General features: G+C 69.1%; 17 protein-coding genes. 8 read left to right on the top strand and 9 right to left on the bottom strand.

The features are described from left to right. Positions 1-13: 13 nt before the first annotated feature. A complete protein-coding gene (locus tag H4F99_RS01920; RefSeq protein ID WP_182668013.1) occupies positions 14-850 on the bottom strand; it encodes a porin family protein in 837 nt (278 codons plus the stop codon). 501 nt (positions 851-1,351) lie between these two features. Between H4F99_RS01920 and H4F99_RS01915 the strand changes: the two genes are divergently transcribed. The 4 genes from H4F99_RS01915 (at position 1,352) to H4F99_RS01900 (ending at position 5,302) form a co-directional block, all read left to right on the top strand. Beyond that, positions 1,352-2,788 (top strand): DUF1254 domain-containing protein, encoded by a 1,437-nt coding sequence (locus H4F99_RS01915; protein WP_220480985.1) that lies wholly within the window; start codon positions 1,352-1,354, stop codon positions 2,786-2,788. An 89-nt stretch (positions 2,789-2,877) separates the two neighbouring features. Beyond that, positions 2,878-3,885 carry an HAD family hydrolase gene (locus H4F99_RS01910; RefSeq protein WP_182668011.1) on the top strand — a complete coding sequence of 336 codons (1,008 nt, stop codon included), beginning with the start codon at positions 2,878-2,880 and terminating at the stop codon, positions 3,883-3,885. Positions 3,886-3,987: 102 nt separating this feature from the next. Then, complete coding sequence (gene fabG, locus H4F99_RS01905) at positions 3,988-4,725, top strand: 3-oxoacyl-ACP reductase FabG (RefSeq protein ID WP_182668010.1); 738 nt, start codon at positions 3,988-3,990, stop codon at positions 4,723-4,725. 79 nt (positions 4,726-4,804) lie between these two features. Then, a complete protein-coding gene (locus tag H4F99_RS01900; protein WP_182668009.1) occupies positions 4,805-5,302 on the top strand; it encodes a lipoprotein in 498 nt (165 codons plus the stop codon). Between the two features lie 22 nt (positions 5,303-5,324). Here the strand turns inward: H4F99_RS01900 and H4F99_RS01895 are convergent, their stop codons facing one another. From H4F99_RS01895 to H4F99_RS01870, 6 genes are all read right to left on the bottom strand, one after another. Next, on the bottom strand, positions 5,325-6,965 hold the full coding sequence (locus tag H4F99_RS01895) for an NAD(P)/FAD-dependent oxidoreductase (RefSeq protein WP_182668008.1): 1,641 nt from the start codon (positions 6,963-6,965) through the stop codon (positions 5,325-5,327). Then, complete coding sequence (locus H4F99_RS01890) at positions 6,962-7,783, bottom strand: glycosyltransferase family 2 protein (protein ID WP_182668007.1); 822 nt, start codon at positions 7,781-7,783, stop codon at positions 6,962-6,964. The genes H4F99_RS01895 and H4F99_RS01890 overlap by 4 nt, the downstream gene beginning before the upstream one ends. Then, on the bottom strand, positions 7,776-8,597 hold the full coding sequence (locus tag H4F99_RS01885; protein WP_425487981.1) for a beta-ketoacyl synthase chain length factor: 822 nt from the start codon (positions 8,595-8,597) through the stop codon (positions 7,776-7,778). The genes H4F99_RS01890 and H4F99_RS01885 overlap by 8 nt, the downstream gene beginning before the upstream one ends. After that, positions 8,588-9,796: a beta-ketoacyl-ACP synthase gene (locus H4F99_RS01880; RefSeq protein WP_182668132.1), complete on the bottom strand. Its 1,209-nt coding sequence runs from the start codon at positions 9,794-9,796 to the stop codon at positions 8,588-8,590. The genes H4F99_RS01885 and H4F99_RS01880 overlap by 10 nt, the downstream gene beginning before the upstream one ends. Before the next feature lie 105 nt (positions 9,797-9,901). Then, a complete protein-coding gene (locus tag H4F99_RS01875) occupies positions 9,902-12,121 on the bottom strand; it encodes a S9 family peptidase (RefSeq protein WP_246371200.1) in 2,220 nt (739 codons plus the stop codon). 89 nt (positions 12,122-12,210) lie between these two features. After that, positions 12,211-12,903 carry a glutathione binding-like protein gene (locus H4F99_RS01870; RefSeq protein ID WP_182668004.1) on the bottom strand — a complete coding sequence of 231 codons (693 nt, stop codon included), beginning with the start codon at positions 12,901-12,903 and terminating at the stop codon, positions 12,211-12,213. A gap of 125 nt (positions 12,904-13,028) precedes the next feature. On the opposite strand from H4F99_RS01870, the gene H4F99_RS01865 reads away from it, so the two are divergent. From H4F99_RS01865 to H4F99_RS01855, 3 genes are all read left to right on the top strand, one after another. Continuing rightward, a complete protein-coding gene (locus H4F99_RS01865; protein ID WP_182668003.1) occupies positions 13,029-13,682 on the top strand; it encodes a TIGR00645 family protein in 654 nt (217 codons plus the stop codon). A 252-nt stretch (positions 13,683-13,934) separates the two neighbouring features. After that, positions 13,935-16,106 carry a DNA helicase II gene (gene uvrD, locus H4F99_RS01860; RefSeq protein ID WP_182668002.1) on the top strand — a complete coding sequence of 724 codons (2,172 nt, stop codon included), beginning with the start codon at positions 13,935-13,937 and terminating at the stop codon, positions 16,104-16,106. A gap of 163 nt (positions 16,107-16,269) precedes the next feature. Then, positions 16,270-16,668, top strand: coding sequence for an HU family DNA-binding protein (locus H4F99_RS01855; protein ID WP_182668001.1), 399 nt, complete (start codon positions 16,270-16,272; stop codon positions 16,666-16,668). Positions 16,669-16,770: 102 nt separating this feature from the next. Here the strand turns inward: H4F99_RS01855 and H4F99_RS01850 are convergent, their stop codons facing one another. Next, complete coding sequence (locus H4F99_RS01850; protein WP_182668000.1) at positions 16,771-17,055, bottom strand: DUF2782 domain-containing protein; 285 nt, start codon at positions 17,053-17,055, stop codon at positions 16,771-16,773. 109 nt (positions 17,056-17,164) lie between these two features. Here H4F99_RS01850 and polA point away from each other — a divergent pair, with 109 nt between their 5' ends. Continuing rightward, a complete protein-coding gene (gene polA, locus H4F99_RS01845; RefSeq protein WP_182667999.1) occupies positions 17,165-19,945 on the top strand; it encodes a DNA polymerase I in 2,781 nt (926 codons plus the stop codon). Between the two features lie 500 nt (positions 19,946-20,445). Here the strand turns inward: polA and H4F99_RS01840 are convergent, their stop codons facing one another. Then, a complete protein-coding gene (locus tag H4F99_RS01840) occupies positions 20,446-22,338 on the bottom strand; it encodes a S8 family peptidase (protein ID WP_220480984.1) in 1,893 nt (630 codons plus the stop codon). Positions 22,339-22,820 lie beyond the last annotated feature (482 nt).

The following is a 22,820-nucleotide window of genomic DNA, read 5'->3' as shown; positions in this document are numbered from 1 at the left end:
TTAACAGGCCGCTTCAGAACCGGTAGGACACGCCCAGCCGCACGCCTTCGTCGCTGAAGTCGAGGTCGCCGCTGTAGTTGTCCTTCTTCAGCTCGGCGTCGATCTGGTTCGCCGTGACGTCCAGCCAGAAGCCCCAGTTGTCCCACGGGTACCACTCGACGCCGGCGCGGCCGTAGGTGACGCTGGCGTCGATGTCGTTGATGTCGGTGCTGAACCAGCCGAGGTCGGCGGAGAAGCGCCAGTTCTCGGCGGGCGTCCAGCGCCAGCCGCCGCCGATGGCGGGGGCCGGCACGTCGGCCTCGGCCTTGCTGGTGAAGGCACCGTCGGCGACCGGATTGCCGTTGATGTCCGCCTCCAGTTCCAGCCCGAGCCGCAGCTTGTACCAGACCACGCCGAGCCGCGGGCCCAGCGCCCAGTTCTCGCGCGAGGCGGCCCACCACGTATAGGACGCCTCGTAGATGTCGACGTCGCGCTCGGCGGACACGGTGGCCTGCGCCTCGTACAGGTCGCCGTCGATGGTGATGTCGCGCTCCAGTACCTTGGAGGCGCTGGCATCGTCGCGGTAGTAGTTGAGGCCGAATTCATGGTGCTCGAACGGGCGCCAGGTGAAGCCGACCAGGCCGATGGTGTTGTCCGGATCGATGTCGAGGTCGCGGCTGAGGTCGATCTTGGTGCCGTCCAGTGAGCCGCCGTCGATCGAGACCTCGGTGTCGAAGCGGCTGGCATAGCCACCGAGCTTCACGCTGAAGGTGTCCAGCGGGTCAACCGCGAGTGCCGGCAACGGGGCGCAGACGACGGCGAGCAGGGCCAGGGTGGCGGAGGGCTTCCAGTTCCGGAAACGGTTCGACATGACGGCCTGCCAGCGGCTTGAGGATGGCTGGAGCCTACGCCTGAACCGGGGCTAGGGAATGTGAAGGGCGCGTGTGCAGACCTCGTCACGTGCCTGCTCGCGCAGGTGCTGGAAAGCGAAAGCGAACGTGTTTCACGTAGCGCTCACCAGCGGTGCCACAAGGTTCAGCTTCGCTCAGGGGGGCGGTGCGGCCAGCGGGGCCATGCCCGCATCGGGTCGCATGCGCGGGCCGTTGGACAACCACCCAAACACTCCGGGACAGACTGGTGCCAGGCAAAGGGGTCCCGTCCTTCATCGGTGCCATCGCGGCAACCGCCACCACACGCCCTTGCGTGCGTACGACGACGCACGGTGGCTGTCTGCCTGCGTGGCTACGGCGGGTGGCTGAGGCGCGTCAACACACAGGAGTCACCTGACATGCGTATCCCGGCAGTCCTCGTTTGCGTGGTTGTTGCGGCAGTGATCGGCGCGCCGGTGGGCGCTGGGGCGCAGGAGCGGAAGATGCGGATGACGACGGAGGTGCCGGAAGGCGTCGCCACGCCGGACCGTCTTGAAACCAGCATCGGTACGTTGACGGCGTTCGATGGCGTGCCGGACGAGGCGTCCACGCAGCTGATCTATGACAACCTGGACCTGCAGCGGGCCGTGCAGGCCTATCTTGCGGCGATGCCCATTGCCTCGATGTCGGCATTGCGCAATGGCCTCCTGGAGTTCGGTCCCGCGAACACGACCGTGACCGTGTTCGAGAGCCTGATGGACTCGAAGTCGATCTGGCTCACGCCCAACACCACGTCGGTGTACATGTCGGCCTGGTTGCAGTTGACCGATGAGCCGTGGGTGCTGGAATCCCCGCCCAACGTGCTGGGCATCATCGACGACCACTGGTTCAAGTACGTCGCCGACTTCGGAAACGCCGGTCCGGACAAGGGCCAGGGGGGCAAGTTCCTGATCCTGCCGCCGGGCTACGAGGGTGAGGTGCCCGAGGGCTATCACGTCGCCCGGACAACGACGCATGGCAACTGGGTGATCTGGCGCGGGTTCCAGGTCGATGGCTCCACCCGCACCGCCATCGAGCAGACGCGCGAACATTTCCGCATGTATCCGTTGTCCCAGGCCGGCAATCCCCCTGAACTGGACTTCGTCAACGTCTCCGGGGTGTACAGCAACACGGTGCATCGCATGGACTCCGGCATCTGGGACGAAATCAACCAGGTGGTCCAGGCGGAACCGAGTGTCGGCGAAAGTCCCGAAATCCTGGGCATGCTGGCGGCGATCGGCATCGAGAAGGGCAAGCCATTCGCCCCCGACGCACGCATGAAGGCGATCCTCGCCGACGCGGCCAGCATCGGTGCCTACACGGCCCGCGCCTTGACCGCGAAGCCGAGGGAGGAGGCGTTCTACTACTACCCCGGAGAAAGCTACTGGACCACCCCCTTCGTCGGAGGGAGCCACGAGTTCCTCCAGGAGGGGGTGCGGCTGCTGGATGGCCGGACGTTCTTCCACTTCTATGCCACCGGCATCACGCCTGCCATGGCCGCCCGGCTGGTCGGTCGTGGCTCGCAATACGCGGCGGCCTACAACGACGCGGAAGGTCGCCCGCTGGACGGCCGCCATACCTATCGGATCACGCTGCCGCCGAATGTCCCGGCGCAGGACTTCTGGTCGTTCACGGTCTACGACAACCAGACGCGCAGCATGCTGCAGACGGACCAGCAGTTCCCAGGGCTGGACAGCCACAAGGAAGGCCTGGCGCAGAACGCGGATGGCAGCTTCGATATCTATTTCGGTCCGGAGGCGCCGGCCGGGAAAGAAGCCAACTGGATACAGACGGTGCCCGGCAAGGGCTTCAACGCGCTGTTCCGCCTGTATGGCCCCCTGCAGCCCTGGTATGACAAGACATGGCGGCCGGGTGATTTCGAGCGGGTGCAGGAAGGATAGGCGCCTGGCATGCGTTGCCCACACTGATCCATCGCTCCGCGACGCCCGGGTTCGCCGGGACTTCACGGAGCCATACAAGGAGAAGCCACATGACCCTGTTGAACGCTTCTCGCGGAATGTCCCTGGCGACGGCCCTGGTGCTGGCCTCGGGCGTGGCACAGGCGCAGGCGCCGCTGGCGTCCTGGAACGACGGCGCCAGCAAGCAGGCGATCGTCGATTTCGTCGCGCGGGTGAGCCAGGAGGGCGGGCCGGACTACGTGCATCCCTCCGAGCGCATCGCCGTGTTCGACAACGACGGCACGCTGTGGAGCGAGCAGCCGGTGTACGTGCAGCTGGCGTTCGCGATGGACCGGGTCAAGGCGATGGCGCCGGAGCATCCGGAGTGGAAGGACACGCAGCCGTTCAAGGCCGTGCTGGAGAACGACGTGGCCGCGTTGGCTGCGTCAGGCGAAAAGGGCCTGATGGAACTGCTGGCAGCGACGCATGCCGGCATGTCGACCGAGGAGTTCTCGGCGGTCGCCAACCAGTGGATTCGCAGCGCCCGCCACCCGAAGACCGGCGAGCTCTACACCGGCATGACCTTCCAGCCGATGCTCGAACTGCTGCAGTACCTGCGCGAGAACCGCTTCAAGACCTTCATCGTTTCCGGCGGCGGCATCGACTTCATGCGCCCGTGGGCGTACGAGGTCTATGGCATCCCGCCGGAGCAGGTGGTCGGCAGCCAGATCAAGGTGAGCTATGAAGTGAAGGACGGCGTGCCAACGCTGATGCGGGAACCCGGCATCCACCTCAACGACGACAAGGCCGTCAAGCCGGTGGGCATTCACTACCACATCGGGCACCGGCCGATCGCGGCCTTCGGCAACTCGGACGGCGACTACCAGATGCTGGAGTGGACCACGTCCGGCCCGGGCCCGCGGCTGGGGATGATCGTCCATCACGACGACGGTGAGCGCGAGGTCGCCTACGACCGCGGCTCGCACATCGGCGGGCTGGCGAAAGGCCTGGACGATGCAGGCGCGAAGGGCTGGCACCTCATCAGCGTGAAGGATGACTGGAGCTGCGTGTTCCGCTACGCCTGTGCGCCCGGCCGGTAAGACCCGGTCTGTGAGGCGGACGGCGCGGTCCGCCCACCGAAGGCCCGGACGGACTCGTCGTCGTCCGGGCCTTCGTCCGTCCGGGGCTGGCACAATGGACGGATGAGCGAAACCAACACCTTGCGCCGGGCGCTGGTCACCGGCGGCAGCGGCGACATCGGCCGTGCGATCTGCGAGCGGCTGGCGGCCGGCGGCTTCCACGTCATCGTCCATGGCAACAGCCAGCCGGCGCGTGCCGAAGCCGTGGCATCGGCGATCCGCGACGCGGGCGGCAGCGCGTCCGCGGTGGCGTTCGACGTGGCCGACGGCGATGCCGCGGGCGAGGCGATCCAGGCCCTGCTGGCCGAAGGCCCGATCCAGGTGGTGGTGAACAACGCCGGCATCCATGACGACGCGCCGATGGCGGGCATGGATGCCGCGCGCTGGAAGCGGGTGATCGACGTGTCGCTGCACGGGTTCTTCCATGTCACCCAGCCGCTGCTGCTGCCGATGGCGCGCACGCGCTGGGGGCGCATCGTCAGCGTGTCCTCGGTGGCCGCGGTGATGGGCAACCGCGGCCAGGCGAACTATGCCGCGGCCAAGGCGGCGCTGCACGGCGCCACCCGCTCGCTGGCGCGCGAGATGGGCAGCCGCGGGATCACCGCGAACGTGGTCGCGCCCGGGATCATCGAGGGTGGCATGACCGATGGCTTGTTCCCGCCGGAGGTGGTCCGCCAGACGGTGCCGGCGGCCCGGGCGGGGCGCCCGGACGAGGTCGCATCGCTGGTCGGATTCCTGTGTTCCGACGCGGCGGGCTACGTGAATGGCCAGGTCATCGGCGTCAACGGTGGCATGGCCTGAACGGATGGCGACCGGGTTCACTCCGCGCACTGCGCCTGCGCGCGATACTCGGGGTGCGTCCCCTACCGGGAGAACCCAGATGAAACGAATCCTGATCACGGCCGGCCTGGCCCTGCTGCTGGCCGGGTGCGCCACCTCCACCATGATGGTCGGCCAGGCGCGTCCGCCGATCGATCCGTCGCAGGTGCGCATCTACCATGCGCCGCCTCCGGGCGGGTACGAGCAGATCGCAGTGATCGAGACCGCCAGCGGCCCGGTCACCTACGGCGAGCAGAACAAGCTCAACGCGGTGTTGAACAACCTGCGCGAGGAAGCGGCCAAGGTCGGCGCCAATGGCGTGCTGCTGCAGGGCACCACCGAAGGTTACGGCGGCACCAGCGTGGGCGTCGGGGCCAGCGGCGGCAGTTGGGGCGGCAGCAGCTACTCCGGCGGCGGCATCGGCGTGAGCGTGAGCCCGCGGCCGAAGTACGCGAACGGCATCGCGATCTACGTCGCGAATCCGCCGCCCGAAAGCTGGACGCCGCAGGTGCCTCCGATCCACATGCCGCCGGACATCGACGCCGGTTCCGGCGACTGACCCCGTCCGTCCGGGTGTGCGCTCAGCCGTTCGGCTGGGCGCGTACGTCCGCCTGCGCGTACCAGGCCGGATCCAGCAGGGTGGCGGGGCCGTCCATGGGCTGCAATCCGTGCAGTTCCAGCCCGGGATGGCAGGCGACGGCCTGACCGGCGATTTCCGCGGCCAGTGCCTGCATGCGCAAGAGGTTGTCGTGGACGCGGGCCACGAATGCGTCGCGGTCCAGCGCGTCGTTCAGTGCGCCGTTCATCGCGTTGAACCAGTCGATGTGGAACTGGTCGAGGAAACGCCCGGGCTGCGGGTCCGCGGCTTGGCCCGCGGCCTCGTTTGCCGTCCCCCAGTCGCGGAACAGCGCCTGCATGCGTTCGTTGAGGGCGCTGCCGGCCAGCATCGGCTCGCGCAGGCGGCCGAGCACGTCGAGATCGGCAAGCCGTCCGCTGAAGGCGAGCGGGGCCAGCAGGCCCCAGTAGAACGTGTAGTCCCAGATCACCTTGACCGGCATGACCTGCACGTCGCCCATCAACGGGTACTGCCCGCGATAGAGCGGCAGCATGTTGTCGTAGAACGAAAGCAGCAGGCGCTCGAACAGCATGGCGTGGGCGCCCACCGGCTCGCCGGCGAGGTCGCGTTCGACCAGCGCGACGATGTAATGGTTGGCGATCGCGATGAAGTCGCTGCCGGGCGAGTAGAACGGATCCAGGAAGGGGCCGGCCTCCCCGGTCAGCGCCCAGCGGTCGCCGGAGAACACCTGCCTGCTGCCGTGGGAGTACCCGCGCAGGAAGGCAAAGTCGAGCAGGCCGTGCGAAGGCGATGCCAGCGCACGCACCAGCCGCGGCTGGTGGCGTTGCAGCCAGGCCATTGCCTTCTCGTGGGTATTCATGGTGTCCAGCGGGTGCATCGATGCATCGCAGACGATGCCGACCGAATGCGCGCCGGAAGCCAGCGGGATCAGCCACACCCAGTAGCCGGGCCCGCACAGGTGGTTGGTCGAGCGCCAGCGTTCGGGCGGCGTGCAGCGTTCGATCCACGCGGGGTCGTCCGACCAGTCGTTCGGGTCGACCCGGCCTTCGACGCGCCACCACACCGCGTTCGCCGCATGGCCGTTGTCGACGGTCAGGTCGAAGTGGCGACGCAGCAGGCCGCGCCGCCCGGCCGCGTCCACCAGCCAGCGCGCGTCCAGCACGCGCCGCTCGCCCGCCTGTTCGTACTCGATGCGATGCGGGGTGTCGCCGGCGTTGACCTCGAAGGCCTTGACCGACGCGCCGTCGTGCAAGTCCACACCGGCCGCGCGGACGCGATCGGCCAGGTCGTTCTCGAGGCGCCCGCGGTCGAGTTGCCAGGACGGCGTGGGGAACAGCTGGCTGACGCCGATCTCGGTACAGCGGTCGATGTCGTCCCGGCCGTCGCTGAAGAAGAAGCGGAAACCGAACTTGCGGATCTGCGCGGTGTCGAGGGCCTCGCGCAGGCCCAGCGTGTCGGCCAGGTAATGCGCGCCGACTTCGACCGTCGATTCGCCCACCTTGAACGCGGCGTCGGGGGCGGCGCCGCTGCGGCGTTCCAGCACGGTGACGCGCACGTCCGGCATGGCCCGGCGCAGGTGCAGGGCCAGCGTGAGCCCGGCCAGCCCCCCGCCGATGATGGCCACGTCGGTGGCGGCTTCGTTCATCGTCCGGGCGTTCCCACCGCACCGAGCGCGCCGGGCAGGCCGGTGTCGTCCGGGTCCTCGATGCGCGGTGGATTGGCGCGGGTGCGGCGGTACTCGGCGACCACGTCGCCGCGGGTCCACACCTGCGCCACCACGTGCGAGGTGATCCGGTAGAGGTCGCGCAAGGGACGGAAATGGCTGCGCCGGAAGGCAGGCGCGGTGACCGGGTCGTGTCCGGTGCCGTACCGCGCCTCGACCGGCACCGACACCACCCCTGCGCCAAGCTGGCGCGCCGCCGAGATCAGGAGCTGCGCTTCGAACACGAAATCCTCGCCCGGCACGTCACGCAGCGCGCAGACCGCCGCCGGGTAGTAGCGTTGGCCGCTCTGGCTGTCGGCGATGCGGAAGCCGCAGCCCCAGGCGATGCCCCAGTCACCCAGGTCGTTGGCAAGGCGCCGGTACCCCGGCTGGCACGCGCGCTTGCGCAGGCGGGCGCCGATGATGATGTCGCCGGGGTGGCGGGTGGCCACCGCCAGCAGGCGCGGGATGTCGCGCGGGTCGTGCTGGCCGTCGCCGTCCAGGCTCAGCACGCCCTCGAACCCGCGGCGCAGGGCTTCTGCGAAACCGTCGCGCAGGCTGGCGCCCTTGCCCAGGCGCTGGTCATGCCGGAGCAGGGTCACGGGCAGGTCGCTGATCCTGCCGGCGGTGCCGTCGTCGGAACCATCGTCGACGACGATGACGTTCGGGCATTCGGCGAGTGCGCCTTCCACCACCTCGCGGATCCGCAGCGCTTCGTTGAGCGCGGGGATCACGACGGCGATGCGGCGTGCATCAGGCATCGATCGACTCCATCCCGTCGGCACCGGCCAGCAGGCGCACGCGCAGCACCCGGCCCGGGCCTGCGTCCAGCGCCAGGTCGGCCGGCGCTCCGCGCACGAGCGCATCGAACAGCGGGAGCATGGGCGCCATCGCATTGCCGGCGGCATGGCGCGCGAGCGGACCGTCGGCCGCATCCGGCATGCCATCGGCCAGCACGGCCTGGAGCACGGGGGCGTTCTCGCGTTCGTCGCGCGCCAGCACCAGGGCCGCGCCCAGCAGGCCGTCGCTGCGCGCCTGTTCGCCCAGCGGGCCCACCGACTGCACGTCGTAGGCGACCACCAGCACGGCGTCCTCGCCACTGGCCAGTTGCACGAGGCCTTCGAGCAGGGCTTCGGCGAACGTCGCGCCCATCGCGCTCAGGGCGGTCGAGGGCGCCATCGCCCCGGTGCCGATCGTCCAGTAACCGGAGGCAGCGTTGTGCACCGAGTTGTGGAAGCGGATGGGCGACAGGCTGCGGGGGTCGGTCGCCAGGGTGCTGCAGCTGTAATCGGTCAGTCCCAGTTCGCCGTGGGTGCTGGCGAATACCGAGGGCAGCGTGGCCGGGTCACGGCCGGACGCCTGGCAGGCTTCCAGCGCGACCTGCAGCGCGACCGCCACGCTCGGCGGCGCGCGTCGGCGCTCGTTGGGGGGCAGCAGTTGCGGACTGGGGCGCGCGGGTGCGGCCTCCGGGCTGACGCCGTCGCGCGCGAAGTGCTGGGCATCCGGCCAGGACGGCAGGCCGCCGGTCCAGAACCCCACGCCCTCGATACGGGCGGCCAGCGGGGTCATGCCCATCCGAACACCAGCGAGGCGTTGTTGCCGCCGAAGCCGAAGGAGTTGTTCATCGCATGGCGCACCGGGCGTGCCTCGTTCTCGAAGCGGATCTGCGGGCCGCAGGCCGGGTCGGGTGTTTCGCTGTTGAGGATGCCCGGTCGCAGCCCGTGCTCGAGCGCGAGCAAGGCGATCACCGATTCGACGATGCCGGCTGCCCCCAGGGTGTGCCCGGTCCAGCCCTTGGTCGAGCTTGCGTGCAGCGTGGCGGGAAACAGGCCGGCGACCGCCCGCGCTTCGATCCCGTCGTTGGTCGGGGTGGCCGTGCCGTGCAGGTTGAGGTAGTCGATCGCACCGGCCTCCAGCCCGGCGCGGGCCAGCGCATCTTCCATCGCCATGCGCGCGCCGAGCCCCTCCGGGTGCGGCGCCGACATGTGGTGGGCATCGCTGGATTCGCCGTAGCCAAGCAGCCGGGCACCGCCCACGGCGGGGTCGACGCGCTCCAGCAGCGCATAGCCGCCGGCCTCGCCGAGCGAGAGGCCGACGCGATCCGCGTCGAACGGACGGCAGGGTCCGGGCGCCACCAGCTGCAACGCATTGAAGCCGTACAGCACGCTGCCGCACAGGGTGTCGACGCCGCCGACCAGCGCGGCATCGACGATGCCCGCATGGATCAACCGCGTGGCCTGCGCGAAGACCTTGGCGCTGGAGGAGCAGGCGGTGGCAACGGTGATGCAGGGGCCGGCGATGCCGGTCGCCGCCTGCACGAAGGCGCCCAGCGAATGCGGCGTATGCACCTCCGGGCGCTGCATGCCCGGCGGGAAATGCAGCGTGCCTGCCGCGTCCGCACGCAGGTCGCCGTAGGCGGCTTCGCTTTCGCCGATGCTCGAGGTGGAGGTGCCGATGACCAGCGCGACGCGCGACGCGCCGAAACGCGCCACCGCCCCGGCGACCGCTTCGGCCATGCCGTCCTGCTGCAGCGCCAGCCACGCCAGCCGGTTGTTGCGGCACTCCCAGCGGGCCAGCGTCTCCGGCAGGGGCAGCGCTTCGATGCCGTCCACGCGACCGATCCAGCAGTCCAGCGGCGACTCTTCCGGCGCGACGGGGGGGAAGTCGTTGCGACGCAGGCCGCTGCGACGCCCACGCAGCGCGTCCAGGAGCGCTGCGCGCCCACGGCCGGCCGCGGAGGTGCAGGTGTGGGCCGTGATGGAGAGCGGGGCGATCGGAACGGGCAGGGTGCGCAAGGGACGGTTACTGCAGGGTCAGGGGGCAGAGTATAGCCAGCCGGCACGGCCGGCCATGCCGGCCGCAGGCGGGTGCGCCCGCGCTCATGCGCCGGGCTTGAGGCAGCGGGCGAAGAATTCCTCGGTCATCCGCAGCCGGTGCAGCAGGTCCGCACCCTTCAGCCCATGCTTGGCGCCGGGATAGGCCATCAGCTCGAAGGGCTGGCTGCGCGCCTGCAGTGCGCTCATCAGCGCCGTCGAATGGCTGAAGAGCACGTTGTCGTCGGCCATCCCATGGATCAGCAGCAGCGGCGAACGGAGGCCCGCGGCGTGTTCGACCACGCGCGCCTCGCGGTATCCGTCCGGATTGGCATCGGGGAGGTTCATGTAACGCTCGGTGTAGTGGGTGTCGTACAGCGCCCAGTCGGTGACCGGCGCGCCCGCCACGCCGCAGGCATAGGCATCCGACGCCTTGGCCAGCAGCATCAGGGTCATGTAACCGCCGTTCGACCAGCCGTACACGCCGATGTGGCCGCCGTCGACGAAAGGCTGCGACTTCAGCCATTCGACGCCCTGGAGCTGGTCCTCGACCTCCACCGTGCCCTGCCGTCCGTACAGCGCGCCGCCGAACGCTTCGCCGCGGCGCGGCGTGCCCCGGTTGTCCAGCGAGAACACCAGGTAGCCCTGCTGGGCCAGGTACTGGTTGAAGTCCGGCGCCCAGCCACGCTTGACGGTCTGCGATGCCGGGCCGCCGTACACGAACACGACGACCGGGTAGCGCCGGCCCGGATCGAAGTCCGAGGGTTTGAGCAGGCTGTAGTGGAGGGTCGTCTCGCCGTCGGCAGCGGTCAGCGTGCCGTACTCGATGGGTCGGTGCGCGTCGCGATAGGGGGCGTAGGGGTGTTCCGCGTCGGCGAGGTCGTTCTCCACCAGCGCGGCGATCAGGCGGCCATCGTTGTGGTGCAGGGTCAGCTGCGGCGGCGTCTGTGGGTTGGACCAGTTGTCCACGTAGACGCTGGCATTGCCGGCGAAGGTGGCGGCATGCAGTCCGGGCGCCTCGGACAGGCGCTCGCTGTCGCCGCCTGCCAGCGGCACGCGGTACAGCTGGACCTCCAGCGGCGACGCCTTGCCGGCGGCGAAGTAGACGAAGCCCGCGGCCTCGTCGACGGCGAGCACGCTGTCGACCGGCCAGTCGCCGGAGGTCAGCGCGGTGGTCTTGCCGTCCGTGTCGATCAGGTACAGGTGCTGGAAGCCACTGCGCTCGCTCGACCACAGGACGCGCCCGTCCTGCAGGAAACGCAGGTTGTCGTGCAGCGGCACCCAGGTCCGCGAGGTCTCCGTGGCGAGCACCCGCTGCCGGCCACTGTTGAGGTCGGTCTCGACCAGGTCCAGCCGCTTCTGGTTGCGCGACTGCAACTGGTGGGTCAGGTGGCGGGCGTCGCGCCAGGCCACGCGCGCGAGGTAGATGTCCTCGTCCTCGCCGAGGTCGATCCAGCGCGGCGCGGCGCCGGCCTTGGGGGCGGTCACCGCCAGCTGGATGCGCACGTTCGGGTCGCCCGCCGCCGGGTAGCGCTGCTCCACGACGTCGGTGCGGTCGGGGTAGACCTCGAAACGCTTCTGTACCGGGACCGGCGATTCGTCGATGCGGGCGTAGGCGATCGCGGAATCGTCCGGCGCCCACCAGTAGCCGGTGTGGCGCGCCATTTCCTCGTCGGCGACGAACTCGGCGACCCCGTTGCCGATGGTGTCGCTGCCATCACGGGTGAGCTGGGCGGCCTTGCCGGTGGCCAGTTCGATCACCCACAGGTTGCGTTCGCGGATGAAGCTGACGTACCCGCCCTTCGGCGAGATGCGCGGGTCGGTGGCGAAGCCCTCGCCCTGGGTCAGCTGCTGGACCGCATCACGCCCGGATTTCTCCAGGTCGTAGAGGTACAGCTCGCCGCCCAGCGGAAACAGCAGCCGCCGACCGTCAGGCGCCCACTGGTAATCGACGATGCCGCTCAGGCCCGCAATGCGCTGGCGCTCGCGGCGGGCCTTCTCCTCGTCGCTCAGGACCTCCCGGTCGGGCGGCAGCACGTCGTCCGCGTCCACCAGGCGCCGGGTTTCGCCGCTGGCGATGTCGTAGGCCCACAGGTCGAGGCGGTTGCGGTTGTCCGGCTTGCCGCGCAGGAAGCCGACCTTCGATCCGTCCGGGGCGATCCGGGGTTTCATCAGGCTGGGGCCGGACAGCGGAGCATCGCCGGCGAGCGCCTCCAGCGTGAGCTTCCCGGGGGTGGCCGCGGCGGGGGCGGCGAAGCTGGGCGACACGGCAACAGTCAGGGTCATGGCGAGCAGGCAGCGGGCGAACGTGGCATTCATGCGGTCGGGCGGGTCCGGTTATACGGAGGAAGTGATGGCGGGGGCGTGACGACCGCTCAGGCCTTGGGCGGCGTGCCGAACAGGTGGCGGCGCATCTCGTCGGTCAGCTCGCGGGGCCTGCGGAAACGCTCCGCCACCGCCATCGCCCGGGCCGTGGCCGGACGCGCGGCAACGGCATCCCGCCAGCGCCGGAGGTTGCCGAGTTCCGACAGGTCCATGGGCGCCTTGTCGTACGGGTCGATCCACGGGAATGCGGCCATGTCGGCGATGCTGTAGTCGGCGCCGGCCAGGAAGTCGCGCCCCTGCAGCCGGCGGTCCAGCACGCCCAGCAGACGCGCGGCCTCGGTCGCGTAGCGCTCCCGGGCGTACGCAATGGGCTCGGGCGCGTAGACATGGAAATGGCCGTACTGGCCGGTCATCGGGCCCAGGCCCGCCATCTGCCAGAACAACCACTCCAGCGCCTCGATGCGGGCGCGCGGTTCGGCCGGCAGGAACCGCCCGGTCTTCTCCGCGAGGTACAGCAGGATCGCACCGGATTCGAACACGCTGATCGGCTCGCCGCCGCCGACGGGATCGTGGTCGATGATCGCCGGCATCTTGTTGTTCGGCGAGAAGGCCAGGAAGTCCGGCTTGAACTGGTCGCCGGCGCCGATGTCGACCGGATGGACGGTGTACTCGAGCCCCGCCTCTTCGAGGAACAGGGTGATCTTGTGGCCGTTCGGGGTGGGCCAGTAGTACAGGTCGATCATCGGGCGGCTCCGGCGACAGGGAGGGCCAGTGTACGCGTCGCCCGTGGCAGGCCGCCCGCGCCGGTACTTGTCGTACCGCGCGGCCTGTCGGTAGGCTGCGCCGAACCTTCACTGGCCCCCGTCGCATGTCCAAGCTCCAGAATCCCCGCCTCGGCCCGCTGCCCTACCTGATTTTCAGCTCCCGCTGGCTGCAGCTGCCGCTGTACCTCGGCCTGATCGTCGCGCAGTGCGTGTACGTGTTCCTGTTCATGAAGGAACTGGTGCACCTCATCCACGATGCGAACACCCTCAGCGAGCAGGGCATCATGCTGATCGTGCTGGGCCTGATCGACGTGGTGATGATCTCCAACCTGCTGGTGATGGTGATCGTCGGTGGCTATGAGACCTTCGTATCGCGGCTGAACCTGCAGGGCCACCCCGACCAGCCGGAGTGGCTGAGCCACGTCAACGCCAGCGTGCTGAAGGTGAAACTGGCGATGGCGATCATCGGCATCTCCTCCATCCACCTGCTGAAGACCTTCATCGAGGCCGGCACCATGGATGCGGGCCTGCCGCTGTGCGGGACCACCGACGCGGTTCTCGCCGCAAAGGCCGCCGCCGAGCTCGCCGCAGGCAATGCCGCGATGCTGGCGACGAAGACCTGCACCACGACCACCACGACCGGCGTCATCTGGCAGACCGTGATCCACGGCGCCTTCATCCTGTCCGCGATCGGTATCGCCTACACCGACAGGCTGATGAACACGGCAACGGCAAAGGCGCACAAACCGGCGCATTGAGCGAGCCGCGCACGGCGCTCCGTCGCGGCCCGCCGCGACGGCGTTCCTTGACGCACCGGCCCTGCACTGTCCGGTAGCCGGGGAAGGGTGTCCTTGGGGGCGAAATAAAGGAGGAGGCGCTGGCGTTCAGCCGGCGCCGGGGGACATTCGCCCGTAAGGACAGCGTTCCCCGGCAAGCCCACCCCTCTGTCCCGGCGAGCCCAGCCTGCAATGCCGCCCCGGCCCCGTCCCCCGGGCCGGTAGAATGCCCGGATGGATGTCTCCCACCTGCTCGACGGGCTGAACCCGGCCCAGCGCGAGGCCGTCAGCGCGCCTCCCGGTCACTACCTCGTCCTCGCCGGCGCCGGCTCCGGCAAGACCCGCGTGCTGACCCACCGCATTGCCTGGCTCAACGAAGTCTTCGGCGTGCCGACCCACGGCATCCTCGCGGTCACCTTCACCAACAAGGCGGCCGGCGAGATGCGCGCGCGTGTCGATGGCCAGCTCGCCAACGGCGCGCGTGGCATGTGGATCGGCACCTTCCACGGCCTCGCGCACCGCCTGCTGCGCCTGCACTGGCAGGAAGCGAAGCTGCCCGAGACCTTCCAGGTGCTCGACTCGGATGACCAGCAGCGCCTGGTCAAGCGCGTGGTGCAGTCGCTGGAGATCGACGACAGCCGTTTCCCGCCGCGGCAGATCGCCTGGTGGATCAACGCGCAGAAGGACGAGGGCCGCCGCCCGCAGCATCTCCAGGGCGGGCAGGACGAGTGGACCGACGTCATGCGCAAGGTCTACGCCGCTTACCAGGAGCGCTGCGACCGCGCCGGCCTGGTGGACTTCGCCGAGCTGCTGCTGCGCGCGCACGAACTGCTGCGCGACAACCCGGCCCTGCTCGCGCACTACCGCCACCGCTTCCGCCAGATCCTGGTCGATGAGTTCCAGGACACCAACGCGATCCAGTACGCCTTCGTGCGCGTGCTGGCCGGTGATGACGGACAGGTCTTCGTGGTCGGCGACGACGATCAGTCGATCTATGGCTGGCGTGGCGCCAAGGTCGAGAACATGCAGCGCTTCCTGCGTGATTTCGAGGGTGCCCAGACGATCCGCCTCGAGCAGAACTACCGTTCCAGCGCCAACATCCTCGACGCCGCCAACGCGGTGATCGCGCACAACCCGGACCGGCTCGGCAAGAAGCTGTGGACCGATACCGGCGAGGGCGAGCCGATCGACCTGTACGCCGCCTACAACGAGATCGACGAGGCGCGCTTCGTCGTCGAGCGGATCCGCCAGTGGGTGCGCGATGGCGGCAGCCACGGCGAGATCGCGATCCTCTACCGCAGCAATGCCCAGTCGCGCGTGTTCGAAGAGGCACTGCTCACCGAACAGCTGCCCTACCGCGTGTATGGCGGGCTGCGCTTCTTCGAGCGCGCCGAAATCAAGGACACGCTGGCCTACCTTCGGCTGGTGTCGAACCGCGGCGACGATACGGCCTTCGAGCGATCGGTCAACACGCCCGCGCGCGGCATCGGCGAGCGCACGCTGGACGAGGTGCGCCGACGCGCGCGTGCCGACCGCATCCCGTTGTGGGACGCAGCGCAGCGCATCAGCACCGAAACCGGCCTGGCGGCACGCTCGCGCAACGCGCTGGCGGCCTTCGTGCAGCTCATCGACGGCCTCGACCGCGAACTGGCGGACATGCCGCTGCCGGAGAAGATCGACCATGTACTGGCCCGTTCCGGCTTGCGCGAGCACTATGCGAACGAATCGCGCGGCCAGTTGGACTCGCGCACGGACAACCTCGACGAGCTGGTGTCGGTGGCCTCGCGCTTCGTCCGCGCGGACGAGGAGGATGCCGAGGCGATGCCGGAACTGGTCGCCTTCCTCAGCTATGCCTCGCTCGAGGCCGGCGAGGGCCAGGCGCAGGCCGGCGAGGACGGTGTGCAGCTCATGACCCTGCACAGCGCGAAGGGGCTGGAGTTCCCGCTGGTGTTCCTCGGTGGCCTGGAGGAAGGCCTGTTCCCGAGTGGCAAGTCGACCGAGGAGCACGGTCGGCTGGAGGAAGAGCGGCGGCTGGCCTACGTCGGCATCACCCGCGCGCGCCAGAAACTGGTGCTGAGCTACGCCGAAAGCCGGCGCATCCACGGCATGGACATGTACGGCATGCCGTCGCGCTTCCTGCGCGAGATCCCCGCCGTGCTGCTGCACGAGGTCCGGCCGAAGGTGCAGGTGTCGCGGCCGATGGCCGCGCCGCGGCGCATGGCCGGCCATGCCGCCATCGAGTCCCCGTCGATCCCGCTGGGCGCGGCGGTGTCGCACCCGAAGTTCGGTCCCGGCACCGTGACGGACTACGAAGGCAGCGGTGCCCACGCCCGCGTGCAGGTCAATTTCGAAGAGGCCGGCAGCAAGTGGCTGGTGCTGGCCTACGCCAACCTGCAGCCCGCCTGAGGCGCGTCCGGGGGCGCTTCCAAGCCACTTTTTCTGTTTCGCGGGCCGGAATCGCGCTTTTTCCCCGCAAAAACGCTTGGCGCGGCCCCGGCCATGCCCTACATTCCGGGTTGCCGGGGGATTCCAGGCACATCACATCACCCAACCCATCCAGGGGACACGCATGGCAACGAAGAAGACCGCGAAGAAAGCTGCACCGAAGAAAGCTGCACCGAAGAAGGCCGCTGCCGCCAAGCCGGCCGCGCCGAAGGCGATCAAGGAGACCCTGACCAAGTCCGGTCTGGTCGCCCACCTCGCCAACGATTCCGGCGTGGCCCCGAAGGACGTGCGCGCCGTGCTCGCTTCGCTGGAAGGCGCCGTCGCCGGTTCGATCAGCAAGAAGGGCGTGGGTTCGTTCACCCTGCCGGGCCTGCTGAAGGTCACCGCCGTCAAGGTGCCGGCCAAGCCGAAGCGCAAGGGCATCAACCCCTTCACCAAGCAGGAGCAGGTCTTCGCGGCCAAGCCGGCGACCGTCAAGGTCAAGGTGCGTCCGCTGAAGAAGCTCAAGGACGCCGCGCTCTAAGCACCGCGCCCTCGCCCGCGGCCCGGCCGCCGGGCGGAACGAAAAAGCCGACGCAGCTGCGTCGGCTTTTTCATGGGCGGGGGCCGCTTGGGCCTGCGTGCGTCAATCCCACTCGAACAGCTTCCACATCACCGGGGACACGGTTTCGCCGTTGTCCGGCTGCCCATCGCCGTTCTGGTCCTGCAGGTAATAGACCGGGCCGCGCGCGGGGGTCACCTTGACCACGCGCAACTGGCCGTTGACGCGGTATTCCTCGGTCACGTCGCCGTTGGCATGCTCGGTCCGGACCACCTGCGGGTTGACCAGGTTCGTGGTGGGGTCGCCCGCGCCGGTGGTCGCGCAGGCCCCCAGGACGAGCGAGAGGGAGGCGAGGAGGATCAGGCGCATGGCGGATTCCTTGCAGCAACGGGACGAGCGCCGAGCATACGCGGTCCGATGCGCCGGTGACGTGAGCGCCCGCGACCGGATGCGGGTCGCGCACGCGTAGAATCGGGGCATGGAGACCGATGCCCGACGCCTGGTCCTGATCGACGGATCCAGCTACCTCTACCGCGCCTTCCACGCGCTGCCACCCCTGAGCAACGAGGCCGGCGAGCCCACCGGCGCGCTGTTCGGCGTCGTCAACATGCTGCGCTCCACCCTCAAGGAGCGGCCGGAGTACGTTGCCTTCGTGGTCGATGCGCCGGGCAAGACCTTCCGCGACGAGCTGTACGCCGACTACAAGGCGAACCGCCCGCCGATGCCAGACGAGCTTCGCGCGCAGGTGCAGCCGATGTGCGACATCGTCGAGGCGCTGGGCATGCCGATCCTGCGGGTGCCGGGCGTGGAGGCCGACGACGTGATCGGCACGCTCGCGTTGCAGGCGGCGGCCGACGGCATCGACGTGACGATCTCCACCGGCGACAAGGACTTCGCCCAGCTCGTCCGCCCGCACGTCGGACTGGTCAATACGATGTCCGGCAGCCGGATGGACTCGGACGCGGCCGTGATGGACAAGTTCGGGGTCAGGCCGGACCAGATCGTCGACTACCTGGCGCTGATGGGCGATGCGGTCGACAACGTCCCCGGCGTGACCAAGTGCGGCCCCAAGACCGCCGCCAAGTGGCTGGAGGCCTACGACAGCCTCGACGGGGTCATCGAGCACGCCGACGAAATCAAGGGCAAGATCGGCGACAACCTGCGCGAGGCGCTCGACCGCCTGCCGCTCAACCGCACCCTCGTGACGATCCGGACCGACGTCGCGCTCGATGCCGGGCCGACCGACCTGGCCCTGCGCGACGCCGACACGGGCGTCCTGCGCACGCTCTACGCCCGGTACGGTTTCAAGCAGGCACTGAAGGACCTGGACGGTGGCGCCGCGAGCGACGACCGGGCCTCGGCCGCGGGGCAGGCCGGTACGCGCAACACCGCCGCCGGCTACGCGAAATCCGCGCCGACCGGCGAGGCGCCCGATCCGGCGCTGGCGGCGCCGGGCGAATACACCTGCGTGGACAGCGGCGAGGCGTTGGACGCCTGGACGGCACGCCTTGCATCGGCCGACGGGTTCGCCTTCGACTGCGAGACCGATGCGCTCGACCCGATGCAGGCGAACCTGGTGGGCTTGAGCTTCGCCATCGACCCGGGCGAGGCCTGCTACATCCCGGTCGCCCACGACTACCCCGGCATGCCCGCGCAGCTCGACCGTGGGGCCGTGCTCGATGCGCTCCGCCCGGTGCTGCAGGACGCCGCGATCCGCAAGGTCGGCCAGCACGGCAAGTACGACCTGCAGGTGCTGCGTCGCCACGGCGTCGAGGTGCGCGGCTACGCCGACGACACCATGCTCGAGAGCTTCGTGCTCAATGCCACGGCGACCCGCCACGACATGGACTCGCTCGCCCGCCACTACCTGGGCTACGAGACGGTCAAGTACGCCGACGTCGCTGGCAAGGGCGCCAAGGCGATCACCTTCGACAAGGTGGCGCTGGACGACGCCACCCGCTACGCCGCCGAGGATGCCGACGTCACCCTGCGCCTGCATCGCGTGCTGTCCGCCCGTCTCGCGCAGGAACCCACGCTCGAGCGCGTCTACCGCGACATCGAGATGCCGCTGGTGCAGGTGCTCGAGCGCATCGAGGCCAACGGCGTCCGCGTCGACGCCGACGAGCTGCGCCGGCAGTCCGCCGACCTCTCCAGGCGCATGCTCGCCGCCCAGCAGAAGGCGACGGAGCTGGCCGGGCGCACGTTCAACCTCGATTCGCCCAAGCAGCTCGGCGCGCTGCTGTTCGACGAACTAGGACTGCCGGCCCTGGTGAAGACCCCCAAGGGCGCGCCCAGCACCAACGAGGAAGCGCTGGAAGCGATCGCCGACCAGCACGAGCTGCCGCGGGTGATCCTCGAGTATCGCGGGCTGGCCAAGCTGCGCAGCACCTATACCGACAAGCTGCCGGAGATGATCAATCCGGACACGGGCCGCGTGCACACCAGCTACCACCAGGCCGGCGCGGCCACGGGTCGGCTGGCCTCCAGCGACCCGAACCTGCAGAACATCCCGATCCGCACCGACGACGGGCGCCGCATCCGCACCGCCTTCGTGGCGCCGGAAGGGCGGCGCATCGTCGCCTGCGACTACTCGCAGATCGAATTGAGGATCATGGCGCACCTGTCCGGTGATGCCGGCCTGGTCGAGGCCTTCGCGTCGGGCGCGGACATCCACCGCGCGACGGCGGCCGAGGTCTTCGGCAAGCCGATCGACGCCGTCGAGCCGAACGAGCGGCGAGCCGCGAAGGCGATCAACTTCGGCCTGATGTACGGCATGAGCGCCTTTGGCCTGGCGAAGCAGCTGGGCGTGCCGAGGGGCGAAGCGCAGGACTACATCGCCCAGTACTTCAATCGCTATCCGGGTGTCCGGGAGTTCATGGAGCGCACGCGCGAACAGGCGCGCGAACGCGGCTACGTGGAGACGGTATTCGGCCGGCGCCTCTATCTCGACCAGATCCATGCCCGCAACCAGGGCCTGCGGGCCGGTGCCGAGCGCGCGGCGATCAATGCGCCGATGCAGGGCACGGCTGCCGACATCATCAAGCGCGCCATGATCGACATCGATGGCTGGCTGGAGGCGCATCGCGAGCACGCACTGATGGTGCTGCAGGTCCACGACGAGCTCGTGTTCGAGGTGGAGACCGGTTTCGTCGACACACTCCTGGAAGCGGTGGTCGAGCGCATGTGCGCGGCTGCGGAGCTACGCGTTCCGCTGGTCGTCGACAGCGGCGTGGGAAGCAATTGGGAAGAAGCGCATTGAGCCGCTGGAACCCTTGAAAACAAAGGCATTCAGCGATGTGAGTGTTTGCCCGATTTGGCGCCGTGAACCCAATCTGAATCCAACATTTTCTTAACCGGAATCTTCACGAACCATCCATGTGGAAAGTGGTCATATAGGTCGCGACAGGTGCAACGCCTGTCGCGAGATCTCTCCCCTCCCCTGGAGTGATCCCCCCGGAACGGTCTGCCCCTCCCCAGGCGCCGTTCCCCAGCCCCGCCGGCCCCCCCTGCCTGCGGGGCTTTTTATTGCCTGTCATCCAAGGTCCGGAAGGGCGGGTGCGGCCCCTGGGTGCTGCGTCGCCGGCCGAGTGCTCCGGGGGGCGATGTCCTCACCTCCACGCTGTGGCGTGCGGGCAGCCGGGTGGCCGTCATGCCCGGTGGCGGGATCGGTATCGGGCCTTCAAGAAAACGCGAGCCCCGGGCTGGCCGGGGCTCGCGTGTGCTTCAACCTGCCTGTTCAAAGGCGGGTGGCGGGCCCGCTTACGGGGTATCCAGCCACAGGTCGTAGCTGCCGCTGCCGGAGTACGACAGCACGCGCCAGTAGTAGTACCCGGCCGAACCGTTGTAGTTCACCGACTCCTCGCTGCTGGGCGTGGTGGACTCGGCGACCTTGCTCCAACCCGAACCGCTCCAGCGGTAGAGTTCCAGGTCGAAGTCGGTGCCGGCCGGACCGCGCAGCCAGCCCTTCTGGGCGCCAGCGCCCGACTGGTAGTAGTTGCCGTTGGGCTGCACCGCGGAGCTGCCGGTGCCGGTCAGCGAGCCGCTGTACTTGTCGCAGCCCGTGCACGGCTCGCCCGGATTCGGGTTGCCGCCGCCGCCCTGGTAGTCCGCCACCAGGCTCAGGCCGTTGAAGGCGCTGTAGCCGTTCAGCATGACGTGCCAGGTGCCGGCCTGCGGAGACGCGAAGCTGCAGTCCTCGGCATTGCCGTTCTTGTACGGGCGGCAGTCATAGGTGCTGGTGGTGGGTGCCGCACCGAAGCGGACGTACAGGTCGGCATCGCCGCTGCCGCCGCTGGTGGTGAAGGTCAGGTTGGTGGCGCCGGCCGGCACGGTGAAGGTGTAACGGGTCTGCGAGCCCGAGGCCCCGTTCACGCTCACCGGCACGCCCTTCTGCAGCTGGCCGGGGGTCGGGTCCGGATCGGGATCAGGATCGGGATTGCCGCCGCCGAAGATGCTGTAGGCCAGCAGGTTTGGCGAGCCGGACTTGGCGTCGCTGACCTTGTTCGGGGTGGCGTTGCTGGTGATCGCGTTGGTCACCTGGCTCGGCGAGGCATTCGCATTGCTCGCCAGGTACAGCGCCGCGATGCCCGCCACGTGCGGCGAGGCCATCGAGGTACCGCTGATGCTGTTGGTGGCCGAGTTGCTGGTGTGCCACGCCGATGTGATGGACGAACCCGGGGCGTAGATGTCCAGGCAGGTGCCGTAGTTGGAGAACGAGGAACGCGCGTCGGACGAGGTGGTCGAGCCGACGGTGATCGCCGACGCGGCGCGGGCCGGCGAGTAGTTGCAGGCATTGCCGTTGTCGTTGCCGGCGGCGACGACGACGGTGACGCCGGCGTTGGTCATGCGGGCCACGGCCTGGTCGGTGGCCGACGAGGCGCCGCCGCCGAGGCTCATGTTGGCGACGGCCGGCTTGACGTGGTTCTGCGCGACCCAGTCCATGCCGGCGATCACGCCGGAGTTGGTGCCCGAACCGTCGCAGCCCAGCACGCGGACCGGGTGCACCGTGACGCCCTTGGCGACGCCGTAGGTGGTGCCGCCGACGGTGCCGGCGACATGCGTGCCGTGGCCGTTGCAGTCGTTGGTGCCGTTGCCGTCGTTGATGGCCGTGTAGCCATTGCTCATGCGGCCGCTGAACTCGTTGTGGCTGCCACGCACGCCGGTGTCGATGATGTACGCGTGCACGCCGCTGGCGTTGGTGTCGTAGGTGTAGGTTCCGCTCAGCGGCAGGTTGCGCTGGTCGACGCGGTCGATGCCCCAGGTGGCATTGTTCTGCGTCGCGGAGATGCTCACCAGGCCGTCTTCCTCGACGAAGGCCACGCGATCGTCGGCGAGGATCTGTGCCAGCTCTTCGTCGTTGGCGTCGACGACGAAGCCGCGCAGCGCGCTCTGGTAGGTCCGGACGACGTTGCCGCGGCCGCCGCGGCGGCTGCGGTTGCGCTGGAACGACTGCGCGACGGAGGCGACGCTGGGCTTGTTGGACGCGGCTTCCATGCCGAGGCTGGCGGCTTCGTCCTTCAGTACCACGATGTAACGGCCTTCGACCGGTGCCTTGGCAAGACGCAGTTCGGCGTCGGCGGCACTGGCGTGGCCGGCACCGAGCATCAGCACGGCGCCGACGGATGCGGCAAGAATGGTCTTTCTGCGATTCACGATACTACCCTCACTGGCTGTATTGATGTTCCGCGGGGCCTCATGCCGCCGCGGTGTCGATCGCAAACGCGTGTCGGACTTCCCCTGGGCTGCCATGGGATGGCAGCGCCGACGTGCGATGGCAGCCGGTACGAAGTGCAGATGCAAACGTTGGCCGCGCGTTTCATGAACTCGTCATGCGCAGCCGATACGCTTGAGCCGTGCTGGGGCCTGGACAGGGGCGACCCGGCACTTGGCTCCCCCGCGGCCGGCGTCCCAAGTGAACGCGCCGCGAAGGCTGGCGTCCAATACCAATATCAGATGAGTCATTCGTCTTTCAGCCTCGGGCCTGAAAGCGGCGGTAACTGAGACGGAGTGCCGGAGCGAAGCCGCCGCAGTGCACGGATTCGGGGCGCGGGGCGGAAGGCGCCCTCATTGGGACAGGTGTCCCGTTGCGTGATCGCGTGCCGGAACCGCGCCGGCCGCCAGGCACGCCGCGACGC

It is taken from the genome of Marilutibacter penaei (genome assembly GCF_014145395.1).
GTDB classification, from domain to species: domain Bacteria; phylum Pseudomonadota; class Gammaproteobacteria; order Xanthomonadales; family Xanthomonadaceae; genus Marilutibacter; species Marilutibacter penaei.
The sequence above is the reverse complement of the archived record's forward strand: the minus strand, read 5'-3'. Positions and strand labels throughout refer to the sequence as shown.